The organism is Holophagaceae bacterium, assembly GCA_016720465.1.
Taxonomy (GTDB): Bacteria; Acidobacteriota; Holophagae; order Holophagales; family Holophagaceae; genus JANXPB01.
The window spans coordinates 85,569-101,452 of record JADKKO010000003.1 but is presented as its reverse complement, the minus strand read 5'-3'; the positions used below and the strand labels follow the sequence as shown (position 1 = coordinate 101,452).

General features: G+C 66.0%; 13 protein-coding genes. 8 read left to right on the top strand and 5 right to left on the bottom strand.

The window, feature by feature from the left end:
* Positions 1-40 precede the first annotated feature (40 nt).
* A complete protein-coding gene (locus tag IPQ13_07275) occupies positions 41-4,360 on the top strand; it encodes a tandem-95 repeat protein (GenBank protein ID MBL0210699.1) in 4,320 nt (1,439 codons plus the stop codon).
* Between the two features lie 135 nt (positions 4,361-4,495).
* On the opposite strand, the gene IPQ13_07270 is transcribed toward IPQ13_07275, so the two are convergent.
* Together IPQ13_07270 and lpxK are read right to left on the bottom strand one after the other, a co-directional pair.
* Positions 4,496-5,287: a class I SAM-dependent methyltransferase gene (locus tag IPQ13_07270; GenBank protein ID MBL0210698.1), complete on the bottom strand. Its 792-nt coding sequence runs from the start codon at positions 5,285-5,287 to the stop codon at positions 4,496-4,498.
* 77 nt (positions 5,288-5,364) lie between these two features.
* Positions 5,365-6,429, bottom strand: a complete 1,065-nt coding sequence (gene lpxK, locus IPQ13_07265) for a tetraacyldisaccharide 4'-kinase (GenBank protein MBL0210697.1) — start codon at positions 6,427-6,429, stop codon at positions 5,365-5,367.
* A 121-nt stretch (positions 6,430-6,550) separates the two neighbouring features.
* On the opposite strand from lpxK, the gene IPQ13_07260 reads away from it, so the two are divergent.
* The 4 genes from IPQ13_07260 (at position 6,551) to IPQ13_07245 (ending at position 9,154) form a co-directional block, all read left to right on the top strand.
* Positions 6,551-7,084 (top strand): GAF domain-containing protein, encoded by a 534-nt coding sequence (locus IPQ13_07260; protein ID MBL0210696.1) that lies wholly within the window; start codon positions 6,551-6,553, stop codon positions 7,082-7,084.
* A 78-nt stretch (positions 7,085-7,162) separates the two neighbouring features.
* Complete coding sequence (locus tag IPQ13_07255; protein MBL0210695.1) at positions 7,163-7,897, top strand: cyclic nucleotide-binding domain-containing protein; 735 nt, start codon at positions 7,163-7,165, stop codon at positions 7,895-7,897.
* Entirely contained in the window at positions 7,894-8,127 is a 234-nt protein-coding gene (locus IPQ13_07250) for a hypothetical protein (GenBank protein MBL0210694.1), read from the top strand. The genes IPQ13_07255 and IPQ13_07250 overlap by 4 nt, the downstream gene beginning before the upstream one ends.
* 94 nt (positions 8,128-8,221) lie before the next feature.
* Positions 8,222-9,154, top strand: a complete 933-nt coding sequence (locus IPQ13_07245; GenBank protein MBL0210693.1) for a hypothetical protein — start codon at positions 8,222-8,224, stop codon at positions 9,152-9,154.
* A 240-nt stretch (positions 9,155-9,394) separates the two neighbouring features.
* Here the strand turns inward: IPQ13_07245 and IPQ13_07240 are convergent, their stop codons facing one another.
* The 3 genes from IPQ13_07240 to IPQ13_07230 all read right to left on the bottom strand — a co-directional run bounded on the left by IPQ13_07240 (position 9,395) and on the right by IPQ13_07230 (position 12,335).
* A complete protein-coding gene (locus IPQ13_07240) occupies positions 9,395-10,372 on the bottom strand; it encodes an electron transfer flavoprotein subunit alpha/FixB family protein (protein MBL0210692.1) in 978 nt (325 codons plus the stop codon).
* Positions 10,373-10,418: 46 nt separating this feature from the next.
* Entirely contained in the window at positions 10,419-11,165 is a 747-nt protein-coding gene (locus tag IPQ13_07235) for an electron transfer flavoprotein subunit beta/FixA family protein (protein ID MBL0210691.1), read from the bottom strand.
* Between the two features lie 276 nt (positions 11,166-11,441).
* A complete protein-coding gene (locus IPQ13_07230) occupies positions 11,442-12,335 on the bottom strand; it encodes a hypothetical protein (GenBank protein ID MBL0210690.1) in 894 nt (297 codons plus the stop codon).
* Between the two features lie 107 nt (positions 12,336-12,442).
* On the opposite strand from IPQ13_07230, the gene IPQ13_07225 reads away from it, so the two are divergent.
* The 3 genes from IPQ13_07225 (at position 12,443) to IPQ13_07215 (ending at position 15,747) form a co-directional block, all read left to right on the top strand.
* Positions 12,443-13,540 (top strand): UDP-N-acetylglucosamine--N-acetylmuramyl-(pentapeptide) pyrophosphoryl-undecaprenol N-acetylglucosamine transferase, encoded by a 1,098-nt coding sequence (locus IPQ13_07225; protein MBL0210689.1) that lies wholly within the window; start codon positions 12,443-12,445, stop codon positions 13,538-13,540.
* Positions 13,537-14,142, top strand: coding sequence for a methyltransferase domain-containing protein (locus tag IPQ13_07220; protein MBL0210688.1), 606 nt, complete (start codon positions 13,537-13,539; stop codon positions 14,140-14,142). The genes IPQ13_07225 and IPQ13_07220 overlap by 4 nt, the downstream gene beginning before the upstream one ends.
* Before the next feature lie 228 nt (positions 14,143-14,370).
* Positions 14,371-15,747: a hypothetical protein gene (locus IPQ13_07215; protein MBL0210687.1), complete on the top strand. Its 1,377-nt coding sequence runs from the start codon at positions 14,371-14,373 to the stop codon at positions 15,745-15,747.
* The last annotated feature ends 137 nt before the right edge of the window (positions 15,748-15,884 follow it).

The window sequence follows — 15,884 nt, the reverse complement described above, 5'->3', positions numbered from 1 at the left end:
CAGTCTGACCTTTGATCCAGCCCACCCTTTCGGAGTTTCCATGAACCCCTTCCGGCGGTATTTGTCCCGTTGCCTCTTTGCCCTGCTGGCGTGGGTCTCCCTCACCGCCCAGGTGCCTTTGGCGCCGGGTGTGCGCATCGCCCATCCCGACCACCATGAATTCGAGGCAGCGCTCTGGGCGCCCTTCGTGGGTGAACTGGGCGAAGCGCGGACCTTCAAAGTGGGCTTTGGCTTCCTGGACGCCGAAGCCCTGACCGTCGGCGCCTGGCGCCTGGAGCTGGTGGACACCCAGGGCCTCGTGCGCGGTACCTGGCACGGCGAGACTTTCCTGGTGGGCGGCTCTGGATCCCAGCGCATCGCGTGGGACGGCAAGGATGCCGCCGGCCGCGCCCTGGAGCGAGGTTTCTACACCTTGCGCCTGACCTCCAAACCCATGGCCCAGGCGGCCTACCGCTACTATCCCGGTGGAAACCAGCCGGACCGCGTGGAGGCCCACCTCGCCACGAGCATCGACGAGGCCGCAACCGAGGAAACCACGATCTGCGTCGGCCCCGCGCCGCGCCTGAAAGTGCCCGCCCTCGACCTGCCCGTCAGCGCCGGCGGCTTCCGCCCGGCCCTGGCGCCAGGTTCGGCCCCGGCCCCGGCCTCGCTGCCCTACACGATCTACTTCGGCAACATGCACAGCCAGACCAACCACAGCGATGGCGGCACGGCTCCCGCATCCTGCAGCGGTTCGGAAGTCCCGCAGGGGGGCACTTCGGGACCCGCGATCGCCTATGAAATGATGCGCGTCCAGGCTGGCGGAGACTTCCTGCTGACCTCCGAGCACAACCACATGTTCGACGGATCCACGGGCACCAACACCGCCATGGACCCTGCGGATCCCAACCATGGATCGGCGCTCTTCGCTTCGGGCCTGGCCGCCGCCTCGACCTACCGGACGGACCACCCCGGCTTCCTCGCCATGTATGGCATGGAGTGGGGCGTCATCAATAATGGCGGCCACCTAAACATCATCAACCCCGATGGCCTGGCCACCTGGGAATACAACGCGAGCGGCCAGCTCCTTGGGGACTACTTCACCACCAAGAGTGATTATCCCCCTCTCTATACCTTCATGAAATCCAAGGGCTGGGTGGGGCAATTCAACCACCCCTCCTCGAGCCAGTTCGGAACCCTGGTCTATACCGCCGATGGCGATGAAGTGATGGCGCTCTGCGAAGTGATGAACACCAACGCGTTCTCCCCGAACACCACGGAATCTGAGACCAGGCGCAGCTTCTACACCAGCACCTGGAACAAGATCCTGGAGGCCGGCTACCACGTCGCGCCCACCACGGACCAGGACAACCATTGCTCCAACTGGGGCCTGAGCTACCCCAACCGCACCGGCGTGCTGCTGCCCACCGGCACGACCCTGACGCTGAACGCTTTCGTGAACGCCCTGAAGGCCCGCCACGCCTTCGCGACCATGGACAAGAGCAGCCAGATCATGCTCACGGCGGGCAGCGCCATCATGGGCGACCGCATCAACAACAGCGGATCCCTGACCCTGAATGTCTATTTCAGCAGCACCAATGTCCTCCGCAGCGCAAGCAGCATCAAGATCTGGGAAGGCGTGCCCGGCCGCAACGGCACGGTGACCCAGCTCAGCGACGGCCTGAGCACCCTCACCATCACGCCCACTGCAGGCGAGCACTTCTATTACGCATCCATCATCCAGGACAACGGCGACTCGCTCTGGTCGGCCCCCATCTGGGTGAGCGAGGCGGCGGGCGCCGTGAGCGCCTCCATCACTTCCCCTTCGGCCACCGTGACGGTGGCCACGGGCACCAATGTGGCGTTCACGGGATCAGCCACAACTACCCACACATCCATCACCAACCAGGACTGGACCTTTGGCGACGGCGGCACGGGCACCGGCCCGAGCGTCAACCACACCTTCGTGAATGGCGGCGCCGCACCCACCACCTTCACCGTGACCTACACGGCCACGGACGACCTGGGCGCCACGGGCAGCGCCACACGCCTCGTGATCGTCAATCCCAGCGCGGCATCCAACACCGCCCCCACCATCACCGCCATCCCCGCCCAGATCACCCAGCCGAATGTGCCCATCCTCGGCATTCCGTTCACCGTTGGAGACGCCGAGAGCGCCGCCAGCGCCTTGACGGTCACGGCGGTCACCACCGTCAACCCCACGCTGATCCCCAACGCCAATCTGGCGCTGGGCGGCTCCAGCGCCTCGCTCACCCTCGACATCACACCGGCGCCGGATCTGACGGGCAGCGCCACGGTGCGCGTGACCGTCACGGATCCCGAGGGCCTGAGTTCCTTCCGGGATGTGGCTGTCACCGTGGGCGCGTCCAGCGGGCAATCCAAGCTCATCATCACCCAGTTCTACGAGGGCAGCAGCGGCACCAACAAGTGGATCGAGATCACGAATGTGGGGACCGGCGCCTACGACGGCGTCACCAACATCCTGTACATCGGCCTCTGGTCGAACCCCCAGGGCTGGGTGAATGCCTCCCCCAAGCCGGCCGCTCCGCTCGATTCTGCCTTCCAGACGACCTTCCCGATTCCGGCCATGGCCGCGGGTGAGACACGACTCTTTAAGAACACCGCGACGGTCACTCCGTCCGCGGCGAACGTCACGGGCACCCCCACCAACGCCAGCAGCGTGGCGAATTTCAATGGGGATGACATCTTCTTCATCACGACAGAGCAAGTGAAGGGTTATGCGGGCTATCTCGCACGCACCGATGTTGTCGGCGAGCCCACCGTGGCGTGGGTGGGAACGACCACCACAGCCTCGGGTCCAAGCGTTACCTCCCAGGGCAAGGACACCTCTTACTTCCGGAATTTTGCGGTCACGACACCCAACCCCACCTACACCTTTTCGGAATGGACCATCGTGACTCCCGGGAATCCGCCTCCGGCGACCACCTCCCTGGCCGCCGTGAACGCAGGCGGGACGGCCATCCTGACCGACCGGCTGGGCGTGCACATCTACAACCACGCGCCGACCATCTCGGACATCCCCTCCCAGACCACCAACACCAACACGGTCCTGGGCTCCGTGGCCTTCACAGTGAACGACACGGAACTACCTCTGAGCCTCGCGCTCTCGGCCACCTCGTCGAACCCATCGTTGATTCCGGCGGCCAGCATTATCTTCGGTGGCAGCGCCGGGAGCCCGACCCTAACCCTCACGCCGGTCGCGGACCAGTCCGGCACGAGCCTGGTGACCATCACCGTCACGGATGCCTTTGGCGCCAGCGCCAGCGACAACTTCATCTTCACCGTGAATGGCCAGCCCGTGGCAGGCGCCCAGAGCCTGAGCACCGATGAAGACACAGCTCTGCCAATCACCTTGACCGGCAGCGATCCCGAAGGCTCCGCCCTTGCCTTTACAGTGGTTACGAATCCCACCCATGGCGCCCTTGCCGGCACGGTCCCGAACCTGACCTACACGCCCTCCGCCAATTACAGCGGCCCGGACAGCTTCACTTTCAAGGTGAACGATGGCGCGCTGGATTCGCTGCCGGTCACCATCAGCCTGACCGTGAATCCGGTGAACGACGCTCCCATCGCGGGGAACGACGTCTACGCGGTGCCAACCTACTTTGCCTTCACTGTGCCTGCCCCGGGCGTGCTCGGGAACGATACGGATGTGGACGGCCCCGCCCTGAGCGCGATCCTGGTCTCTGGACCCGCCCACGGAACCTTGTCCCTGGCTTCGGACGGCAGCTTCACCTACACCCCGTCCTCCACGTTCAGCGGCACCGATACGTTCACCTACCGGGCAAGCGATGGAAGCCTGACCTCCAACCTCGCCACCGTGACGCTGAATGTCAATCTCCTGCCCGCCTGCGCCCTGGACATCAGCGGTTTCTCGCCCAGCTCCGGCCCGGCGGGGACGGTTGTCACCTTGACGGGCGGCAACTTCACGGGCCTGACCGCGGTGCGGTTCAACGGCCTGCTCGCGGCCTTCACCGTCCTCTCGCCCACGCAGGTCCAGGCCACGGTCCCCGCTGGGGCCACCTCGGGCCGGATCCTGCTCACCACCGCCACCTGCTACGGGTTCACCTCCGAGGCCTTCACGGTCGTCTCCTTGGCGCCTGTGATCACATCCTTCTCGCCCAGTTCAGGTCCGGTCGGCACGGAAGTCACCATCCTGGGGTCGAATTTCACCGGCACCACCGCGGTGAGGTTCAACGGCGTTTCCGCCGCATTCACCCTGGTGTCCGCGACGCAACTTAAGGCCATCGTCCCGGCGGGCGCCACCTACGGCCCCATCACCGTGACCAATCCGTCGGGCACCGGCAATTCAGGCTTCCGCAAGTTCAAGGTCTACTGAGCCTGGCGGAATGACGCAAAGAAGGGCCGCTCCCGGGCGGCCCTTTTTCATGGCGGGGCCTGCGTCATTCCATCCATTTTCTGCTCTGCGATCCAGGCCGGCCATGCCGGCGGAGCCACTGATCGCGAGTCGAGATCAGACCTTGGCCGCCCACAGGACCAGGTCCGAAGCCTCGGTGTGCCAGGGATCCCCGCCCACGCTGCCAAAGGCGCCGCGCATTTCGAATCCCGCGTTGCGGAGGGGCTCCTCCAGCTCGGAACGGCGCCACCCGTGGAGGTGGACATTCTGGGCGGAGACCAGCTCCAGGGGCGGTTCCATCCCTGGCCGGTAGCGCAGGGTGGCGGGGGTGAAGATGACGGATCCATCGGGCCGGGAGGTCATCAGGCGCAAGAACACGATTTCCCCGCCATCGGTCCCGCCGGGCCGGAGGTTCAGCGGGAAGGCGCGTTCGCCCCGGTCCAGGATCCGGTCGTAGTTCAGAAGCTGAAGCAGGAAAGGCGCGCCTGGAACCAGACGGCTGGCCAGTTCCGTGAAGACCCGCTGGAGGATGTCTGGTTCCGTGAAGTGCGGCAGGGTGTTGCCCAGACAGATGGCCCCTCCGTATCCCTCCGGGACGAGGGTCTCAAGGCGGTCCAACCCGCCGAGGACATACTTCGCCGGGCCTGGATCCCCCGCCTCGGGATCCGCTTCCCGGGCCGTCCGGATCTGCGCCTCGGAAGCGTCGACCCCCGTCACCTGGTAACCGAGCGACCGCAGGAAACGGCTGTGCTCACCCGTGCCGCAGCCGAGATCGAGGATCGCCTTCACCGGTGCCGTTCCGAGGACCCGCTCCAGCAGCGGAGCCTCCCGCCGCAGGCGCTCGGGCCAGGCGATGAGCCCCCGGTACTGGATCTGCCCGTAGGCGTCCTCCGGTCCTCTGTTGTCCACAGTGTCCTCCGGGACCGAGCATACTCCGCCGGGCGCGATGGGATGCGCCTCCTGAACGCCAGGGACCCCGAGATCCTTCAGGCCCGAATTTCCTGGGCGCGCGCGAGGCTTGCCAGCCGCTCCTGGACCCAGGCCAGCAGGGTATCGGCGCCGGTGACTTTCTGCTCCGCGATCCAGAGGGGCATCTGCAACACCTCGAGGTGCTCGGGGCCGAACTTCACGGCATCTTTTTCAGTGCAGACCAGGCCGGCCGCACCATCCTTCGCCGCGGCCTCCTGCACCAGCCACAACTCCCTGGGACGGACCGCATGATGGTCCCTGAACACTTTCGTGCCTACCCAGGAAAGGCCAGCCACCAGCAGATCCGCGAAGAACGCCTCGGGATGGCCGAGGCCGCAGAATGCGAACAGCGGGCCCTGGCCCTTGGCGGGAACTTCCAGGCGCCGGGGGCCGTCCTTGGGGTTGAAGGCGCGCAGGGCGCCGATGGCGAAGTCCACGTAGAAGGCCGGTCCGCCGCTGCCGTACTGCTTCCACCAGGCCTCGATCTCATCCTTCGGCGCCAGGCCGCCACGGGTCACCACCAGCGCATGGGCGCGTTTCGCGGAGTCCTGGGGCTCGCGCAGATCGCCCATGGGCAGCATTTTTCCATTGCCCCACCTGCGCACGCCATCCAGCACCAGCAAGTCCAGATCGCGGTGCAGGGCCCGGTGCTGGAAGCCATCGTCGAGCAGCAGCACTCTGGCGGCGGAATTCAGCGCCAGGGCTCGCGCGGCCCCGGCGGCGCGCTCGCGGGCCACCACCACGCGGCCTGCGCCCAGGCGCCGGGCCATGAGGAGCGGTTCATCGCCCGTTTCCGCGGCCTTTGAATCCGGATTCACGTCCATCACATCGAAGGCCCGTTTGCCGCCATAGCCCCGGGAGATAACCGCGTTGGCCCAGCCGGCGGCCTGGAGCGATTCCGCCAGCAGCAGCGTCAGGGGCGTCTTGCCCGTGCCGCCGGTGCTGAGGTTCCCGACGGAAATGACCGGCGCGCCCGCTCGCGAAGCCCGCTCCGGATGCGCATCAAAGGCGCGGTTCCGGAGCCGGACCACGGCGCCGTAGAACGGCGAGAGCGGCGCAGCCAGCCAGCGGAGCAGGGTCATGCAATAACCATAAGTCCTCGGCTGCGGAATCCGCAGACGTTCCGATAATATTTCGATCGGAGGGACCTGGGCCTCCACCTCGCCCCGGTTCTCCATCGGGAATCGGACCTACAATCGTTCCATGTCCGAAGGCATCCTCCTCCCCCGGCTCGATCGCGGCACGCTGTTGCCGCCCCTGGAACGTGTGGCGCGGCTCAAAGCCGCCCTGCCGCAGATCCTCGCGGCGGTGGAGGGGGAGACGGATGAGGTGGCCCTGGAAGCCACGCTGGCCTGCCTGCTCTGGGAGACCCTGGTCCAGACGAATTGGTGCGGATTCTACCGGCGTGTGGCGGAGGATGAGCTGGCCGTGGGCCCCTACCAGGGCGGCATGGGCTGCCTGCGGATTTCCTTCCTGCGCGGGGTGTGCGGAGCCTGCGCCCGGACGGGGGCCGTGCAGCTCGTGCCAGACGTGGAGGCCTTCCCCGGCCACATCGCCTGCGATGACGCCACCCGCTCCGAGTTGGTGCTGCCGGTGTTCGACCGCGCGGGCAGGCTCTTTTCGGTGCTGGATCTGGATTGCGCGGCACCCGATGGTTTTTCCCATGGGGAAGCCGACCTGCTCCAGGCCTTGTTGCACAAGGTTTTTGGCGCCCCCCGGCCCATCGGCGGGGCCTGAGCCCATGAAAGCTTTTCGAAGCCTCTTTCCCATTCCAGGCCGGGGCAGGCTAACCTAGTTCATTCTCTTGGACCCCTGATGGCCGATTCCAGTTTCATTGACCAGAGCAAGCTTCGCTTTCGCGAAGGTGAAGTGGTCTACACCAAGGGGGATCTGGCCCAGCAGATGTATGTGATCCTGAACGGCAAGGTCCGCCTTTACACCGGGGACAAGCCCATGGGGGACTGGACGGAGGAGCTGGCCAAGGGGGAATTTTTCGGCGAGGGCAGCCTGCTGGAAGCCATTTCCCGCGCCCACACCGCCGTAGCCCTGGAAGACACGGAGCTCATCGCGATCACCCGTGGGACCTTCCTGCGCATGATCCGGCAGAACCCTGAAGTCTCCGTGAAGATGATGCAGCGCCTGGCCCAGCGGAACCGCGAACTGTCCATCCGCGTCGAGAGCGTCGTCGATGACCCTGCCAAGAGCCCGCAGGCCGTTGCGGCCCCGACCTTCGGTTCCAGCCTGGTGTCGGTGATCACCGGCAAGCGCTATCCGATCAACAGCCATGGCGCCCTGGTGGGGCGCTTCGATCCGGCCACGGGACTGTATCCGGACATCGACCTGACCGACGAGGATCCGAACCTCAGCATCAGCCGCCGCCATGCCCGGATCCTCTGCGAGCATGGCCGCTTCTTCATCGTCGAAGAACCCGGCGTGACCAACGGCACCTACGTGAAGGGCGACCGCCTGCAGGCCGGAGACGCCCGGGAGACCATGCCCGGCGATCGCGTAGGCTTCGGCATGGTGGTGATGTTTTTCGAAAAGCAGTGATCGCGATGATGAGCGTGGAAGTCTGGCGGGACGGCCACGGCGTCACCTGGGAACTCGTGCAGCTCGGATTGGACGAGATCGGCGGCGCCTGCGTCATCCGCGAATGCTTTTCGTCCCTGGACCGGGCCGACGGGGACGCGCGCGAGGGGGCCCAAGTCATCGCGAGGTTCGGGGATCCGGAGGATGGCCGGACCTTCCTGCGCAGCGAAGGCTTCGATCCCGTGGATTGATGCCCGCCGGCCGGCCCGGCCCGGATTCCGCCTCCGACAAATCACCCTGCTCCGCGGGATCCCTGGCATCATGGCTTCAGGAAATCCTCCACCCATGCTGACCCTCGAAGAAGCCGTCCCCGCCGCGGATTACCTGCGCTCCCAGACCGAGGTGCAGCATACGCACCTGGGCGGCCTCCTGACGCTGGCCATCGGGGCCGCGTGCTCCTTCGCCTTTCCCCGCAAGGCCAGCGTGCCGTGGTTCCTGTTCCTGCTCCTGCTGCTCGTGCTGGGGCCCCTCGCGCTGCCGAGGTTGATGCCGAAAGGCACGCTGTCCACCTACCGGATCGCCATCCTCGCCTACCCCATCAATGGCCTGCTCCTGGGCTTCATCGCGTTCATGGAAATCTGGAAGGTGATGCCGCTGGACCTCCCGGGCCTGCCCACCATCAACACGGTGTTCCCCTGGCTGTCGATCCTCTTTCCGGCCTTCTACTACGTGCAGCAGTTCCCCAACTGGCGGCGCCGCATCCAGCGCCAGAGCCTCCATGCCGAGCAACTGGCGAAGCCGGCGCCCATCGACCACGTCATGCAGATCGAGGAGCTGCTGGCTCCGGCCCTGGACCGATCGCCGACCTTCGAGGACCCCTGGGCCGAGTTCACGACCGTGCCCGCGACCCTGAAGAACTGGAAGCTCTACCTGCAGCTGGACGCCGAGTATCACGGCGTCTGGCGCGTGTGCTTCAACGGCCCGTGGGCCCTCGTCGCCTTTGTGGACGGCACCCGGGTGGAGGTCGTGAAGCGGGGGGAATTGAAGACCGTCGCGGACGATCCCCAGCCCGGCCGCCGCAAGTCCCTCTGCCTCCTCCGCTGGAACAAGAACCTCTTCGAAGGCCGCATCACCCACGACAATTTCCTGAAGATCCACGCCTGGAACGCCAACAAGGGCGATGCCCCCGAGCGCAAGCCGCCGCCGAAGGCGAAGGACGACGGGCTGGACGGGGATATGTTCGAAGTCTTGCCGACGGGCGATGAAGACGAGGCCTAACCATTGGCCTTTGATGCCAAGTTGCGTTCAAAGATATAGAACCACCAAGCCACAAAGGGCACAAAGGGACTCGTCATTTGCGGGCCTTCGGCCCGCGGGCGCTACGCGCCTCGCGAAGCGATTTTGAGCCGAAATCAGCCATGTTGGAGCTTGGTGCTTTTTTGGTGTCTTTGTGTCTTGGTGGTGAATTTTTATCTTTTCGAATGCGAATTCGTATGAGGCTCCAGGCCGTGAACGCGGCTACTGCGTGGCGAGGCCCATCGCCTTGGCGGCCTTGGTCAGCTCCGGGACGACCTCGAAGAGATCGCCCACGATGCCATAGGAGGCCAGCTTGAAGATCGGCGCTTCGGGATCCTTGTTGATGGCGACGATGTACTTCGATCCGCTCATGCCGGCGATGTGCTGGATGGCGCCGCTGATGCCGCAGGCGATGTAGAGCGTCGGGCTCACGACCTTGCCGGTTTGGCCCACCTGCATGCTGTGGGAGATGCCCCAGCCCGCGTCCACCGCGGCCCGGGAGGCCCCCACCACGGCGCCGAGGGCATCCGCCAGCTCTTCCAGGATGGAGAAGTTCTCGCCGTTCTTCATGCCGCGGCCGCCGCTCACGATGATGTTGGCTTCGGTGAGGTCCGCCTTGCCGGTGCCCTTGGCCAGGATTTCCTTCACGATGGCCTTGAAGTCGCCTGCGGGGGCCGGGATCGATTCCATGGCGCCCGCGCCGGCTTTTTCCGTGGCGGTGAATACATTGGGCCGCGTGGTGGCTACCTGCACGGCGCTGCTGAAAGCCGTCGTCGCGAAAGCCTTGCCCGCGTAGATGGGGCGCACCGCCTGCAGCTTGCCGTCCACCATGGAGAGGCTGGTGGCGTCGCCGGCGTAGCCCGCGCCGAGCCTCGCCGCCGCGCGGGGCAGGGCGTCCTTGCCCATGGCCGTGGCGCCGCCCAGCAGCACCGTGGCGCCCTTGGCCTTCACCGCGTCCGTGATCGCGCTGGCGAAGGCATCGCTGCTGTAGGAGGCCAGATGCGCGGCCTCGCAGGTCAGGATCGCATCGGCGCCGTACTTCGCCGCGTCCGCGGCGCCGGCATTGGAGGCGCCCACGAACAGCGCGCCCAGGCTCTTGCCGGAAGCGTCGGCCAGGCGGCGGCCCTCGGAAAGGGCTTCGGTGGAGGGCTTGCGAAGCTTGCCGTCTTTCAATTCACAAAAAACCAGAATCATTGGAATCCCCGAGTCAATTAGTTGCGTTTTTTCAATCGGAAAAGTGCAGGGCCTAGAAAATCTTCGCTTCGTCCTTGAGCGCGTTCAGGAGCGCCGCGGCCTGCTGGGCGGGTTCTCCGTCCAGCTTGCGGCCTTCGGGGCGTGCCGGCGGCATCACCATGCCCACCACGGAAGTGGAGCCGGACGGCGCGGCGCCATCAAGCTCTTCGATGGTCTTCTTCTTGGCGCCCATGATGCCCTTCAGGCTGGCGTAGCGGGGCTCGTTCAGGCCCTTCTGCGCCGTGATGACGGCGGGCAGCTTGCCCTCGACCACCTCGGAGCCGCCTTCGATCTCGCGCTCGGCGCGGAAGGCGCCGTCCCCGATTTCCAGTTTGACGACCACGTTAGCCTGGGCGATGCCCAGCAGCTCGGCGATCATGGGGCCCACGGAAGCGTTGTCGCCGCCGATGCCCTTGTTGCCGGCCATTATGAGGTCGAAGCCCTTGTCCTTGGCCCAGGCGGCCAGGGCCGACGCGATGGCCAGGGGGTCCGAGGCGTCGCTCTTGAGCAGCACGGCATTGTCGGCCCCCAGCGCCAGCGCGTTGCGCAGCACATCCTTGGCGCTATCCGCGCCCAGGCTCACCACCGTGACTTCCGCGCCCTTGCTCTCCTTGAGGCGGATGGCTTCCTCCAGCGCGTATTCATCGTAGGGGCTGGTGATCCATTTCACGTCCGCGGGATCCATGGACTTGCCGTCCGCAGCCACCTTGATCCGGGTTTCGGTGTCGGGCACCTGTTTTAGAGCGACGAGGATCTTCATGGAGACTCCGAAAAAGGGTCCGTCTGGACTTGGAAAACTTCAGTTCAGCATCGCCCCTATCCTATCGCGGAGCCCGGGCATCGTCTTGCCAAGAATTCCCCGGATCCCGCCCTCCACGGACCCGCCAAACCCTAACTCCTTTGCGGTTCTTCGGGTACGCGCGGCAGGCAAGGGAAATGTGATTTCCGTCGCGGCGGCCCTGACCGCGGGTAGCATCTTCGGGCTCCATTTTGCTGTCCCGCCCACTGCTTCTAAACCCGCCTGCACCCCCGGCCTTCACCGATACGGATACGGCCTTCCGTCGGTGGCCCTCGCCCTGGGAATGGAATCCTGCTTCGAAAGAGTGCTGAGATACCAGACCCAACCTTCCCCTTCGAGGTGGATCAGGTAGCCCCGGTAGAAGGGTTTGGAAGGCAGGCTCCCCGCGCGTTCCAGGCCTCCGAGGATCCGCTGGAGGGGAAGGCTGGCCGGATGGGGCGGCAAAAGTCCGTCCCGGCGGTGGCCGCCGGTCAGGAGGGCCCGCGCGCTGCCGCTCCTGATCTCGATGAAGAGGCCAGTCTTCGCGTCGCTCCGGGCGAGGTCCGCCTGTCGGCGCTGTTCTTCCAACTGGGAGGGCGAGAGGAACCGGTAGGTCACGGATGCCGATTCGTCATCCTGTGCGTTCACCAGGCCGTCGGGCCTCAGTTTTTCCACGTCCACCCGGTCCAGCCGCGCGTCCTTGCGCCAGGCCTGGGCGAGGGAGAGGGCCCAAGGGATGGCCGCGACCGCCTCCAGGTTTCCGGCGCCGCCCGGCGGCGGCGCACAGTCCAACCTCTGCCAGCCACCCGAATCCAGGTCGGCCAGCGCCGAAGGTTTGATCAACCCGCTGCGCGGGGCGCGGACCTCGGCGGCGCGCATCCGCCCGCCGGTCCTGGCGCCGTCCATGGCTTTTTTCGCCGAGACCATGAGCGCGCAGGTGGCGGCGGAAATGCCGAGCAATGGAACGAGGATGGCTGCCAGGAGGATCCAGAGGATCCGCTTCCAGGTTCCTGGGGCCACCTTCACCTTCAGGGGAAGCAGGAAAGCGGACCGGGGATCGTAGGTCGTGCCGCAGAAATCGCAGGTGATCGAGGCTTCCGCGGCGGCCTCCGGCAGCGGGGCCCCGCAGCTCTGGCATCGGCGGGCTTGCATGCCACCCAATTTAACCCGGATTCCGGTTGAATGCCCCCGCGGGTTTTCCTGGGACTCCTCGTGCTCCCGTTTCAAGGTAGGCTCTGCTCTCCGCTAGTCTTGAAGGCATGGCAGAACCTGGATTCAAGGATGCGATGGTCTTCACCGGCGGCGGAACGGGTGGGCATTTCTTCCCGGCGGTGGCCCTGGCCGAGGGCGCGAAGGCGCGCTGGCCGGACCTGACCATTGCCTTCGTGGGCGCCCTGCGCGGCATCGAAGGCATCCTCCTGCCCCAGTCGTCCTGGCCCCATCTGCTCTTCGACGTGGAAGGCTTCCTGGGGCGTTCGCCGCTGAAGATCGCTCGCGCCGCCTGGAAATTGTGGCGCGCGGAATCGGCCCTCAAAGCCGCGTGGAAACAGCATCGCCCCAGGGCGGTCATTGGCACCGGCGGCTACGGCGCGGCGCCTGCGCTGCTGGCGGCGCGCTCCCTGGGCATCCCCTATTTCCTGCACGAAAGCAACGCGGCCCCGGGCGAATTGGTGCGCCGCGTCTCCAAGGGCGCCAGCCGCGTGTGGTGCGGCATGGACGCGGTCAGGCCCCTGCTGCCGGAAGCCGACTGCCTCACGGTGGGCACGCCCATCCGGTCTTCCTTCCTGCGGGAATTCAGCAGGGTGAAGGACTTGCAGCCGCCCTTCCAATTGCTGGTGCTGGGCGGGAGCGGCGGGGCGCGGGCCATCAACGACGCGATGCTGCTGGCCGCGCCGCCGCTGCTGGAGCAATTCCCGGATTGGAAGATCCTGCACCAGGCCGGCGCCGCCGAATACGAACGGATCAAATCGGAACCGCGCCATGAGCGGCACCAGCTCGTGCCGTTCATCGAGGCCATGGACCAAACCATGGAGGCCTCGAGCCTGGTCGTCTCCCGGGCCGGCGCCAGCACCTGCGCGGAGCTGAAGGCCGCGGGCCGGGGCGCCATCCTGATCCCGCTGCCGAACTCCGCCCACGACCATCAGAAGAAGAATGCCGAAGCGCTGGGGCTGGAGAACCGCGCCGTGCTTGTGAGCCAGCAGCCCAATCTGGCCGACCACATCGAAGCCCACGCCGCCAGCCACATGGCCAACGCCTACGCCCGCATCAAGCTCGGCAAGGCGCCCGAGCCCAACCGTGCCGTGGAACTGTGCCTGGATGACCTCGCGAGGGCCTTGGGCGATCCGGGCCGACCGTGAAACGGGACCTGGTCTACCACCTGGGAGCGCCTTTCTACGACTTGGCCATGGCGGGCCTGATGCGCGGCATCCGGAGGGAATCCATTGCCTCGCTGAAGCTGGCTCCCGGCGAAAAACTGCTGATTCCGGGCATCGGCACAGGCCTGGATCTTCCCTTCCTGCCGCGCGATGTGGACGTCCTGGGCGGGGACTTGGTGCCGGCCATGCTCGCCAGGGCCGGTGGGAGGCGCGCACGGCTGGGCCTGGCCAACGTGCGGCTCGCGGCCATGGATGCCCAGGCGCTGCCCTTGCATGATGCGGGTTTCGATGCGGCGCTGCTGCACCTCATCGTCGCCGTGGCGCCCGATGGCCATGCGGTGCTGGCGGAGGCCTGCCGCGTCCTGAAGCCCGGCGGCCGCCTCGCGGTGGTGGACAAATTCCTGCCCGATGGCCAGGCGCGCGTCCCTTTCTGGCGAAAGGGCCTCCAGGCATTGGTGCTCCCCTTCACGGACATCAACCGCCGCTTCGGCGATCTGGTCGCGGGCCTGCCCCTGCGGACTATCTCCGACCAGGGTGTGATGCTAGGCCGCACGTTCCGGAGCATCCTCCTGGAGCGGCAATAAAGAGCTATGGGCTATGAGCTATGAGCTATGAGCAAATCTGGTGGCGCCTTTGGCGCACCTTGATGCGCGGCCGAAGGCCGGATCCGAATTGAAACTCTGGACCCATGATCCGGGCCTAAAGCCGCAACCTGAAAGCTCGAAGCTCAAAGCTCAAAGCTCAAAGCTCAAAGCCCATAGCTCAAACCTCCGCCCTCGTTTATGCTGGCTGCACCCCTCAAGGAGCTATCGATGACCGGACCGGCCCAACCGCCCACCATGACTTCGTCCTGGACTTATCCCCAAAGCTCCCCGGGGCTCTGGTTCAACACCACGGATGCCTCCCAGGATGGGACGGTGCTGGCGGGCGGGACCTTCGAGTTCGATACCACGGCGGATTTCGGATTCTACGTGCTGAACCGGGCGGGCGCGGTGCTCCAGTCGGACGTGTGGGACAGCGCCTACGAAGGCGTGTTCTGGGTGAAGCTGAACGCGGCCGGCACCATCGCCGCGGGCGGCGGCTGGCTCACCAGCACCTACACCGGGCAGCTGCGCGCCATCTCCGTGGCCGACGGCAGCGCGCTGCTGACGCAATCCACAGGCTCCCGCGTGAACCAGATCGCCATGTCCAAGGATGGAACCATCCTCGCGGCCGGATGCGGCGCCACCTACAGCGGCAGCGGCCAGCAGATCTACCTGTACAACCTTCAGGGCGGCGCCTACCAGGCGCTCACGGGCCTGACGTCCGCCAACAACAGCGTGCAGAGCCTGGCCATGTCCGAGGACGGAAAATGGCTGGTGGCCGGCTTCTACCCCAACGGCTCGGCGCCGGCGCTGATCCTGTTCCAGATCACTTCGACAGGGCTGGTGCAGTCGCAGACCTGGTCCATCCCCGCCGGCGGCTCGGCGGCGGAACCCGATGGCGCTGATCCGCGGGGCTTCGTGAAGGAGCACTTCGCGGCCCTGGCCAGCCGCAATCTGAAGGCGGAATCCACCTCCGGCGGCGCCTACGTGAAATCCGTGGCCATGTCCGCGGACGGCAGCAGATTCGCCGCGGCCATCAGCGGCACCAACGGCATCTACTACTTCGACCGGGGCACCTTCATCAGCACCGGCGCTTCCCAGTGGCAGTACGTCCAGCCAGGCATCTCCACCTCCAGCTGCGTGGGCATGTCCGCAGACGGTTCCTTCGTGGTGGGCCTCAGCAACAGCAGCGCGCCGCTGGTGGGGTATGCCTACCGCGTGGACGATGCCGGCGCCAGCGGAACCCTGGCCTGGAAAACGGATGTGGAATATTGGCCCAATCCCAGCAACCACATCCTGGGCGGCCAGGACAACCTGGTGTCCTTCGGCACCGGGGAACCCAAAAAAGGCGGCGGCCTGACGCCCGGCCACTTCTACGTGCTGGATGCCAACAATGGCGCGGGCCTGGGCAGCTTCGACACCTCCGCCATGAACTGGCCCTTCCAGCTTTCCCGCGACGGCGGCTTCGCCATCGGCGGCAGCGATGATGGCTACTTGTATGGGTTCGAAGCACGAGGAACTGGGGCAATGCGATTTGATTGTAAAGTTCAATCGCGCCTCGATAATTTGCTAACAGAATCAAAATTGAGGAGTAGGCTTCAGTAGCATTGGGAGACTTGGTTTGGGCCCACACGCACCATCCACCCCTGCCGCTGCGAGCTTGGCTCATCCAGTGGAGCCGTGGGCCATTTCTAGGCTGGCCCGGGGCTTCCTGGCGGTCCTGGTCCTCCTGGGGTGGCCCC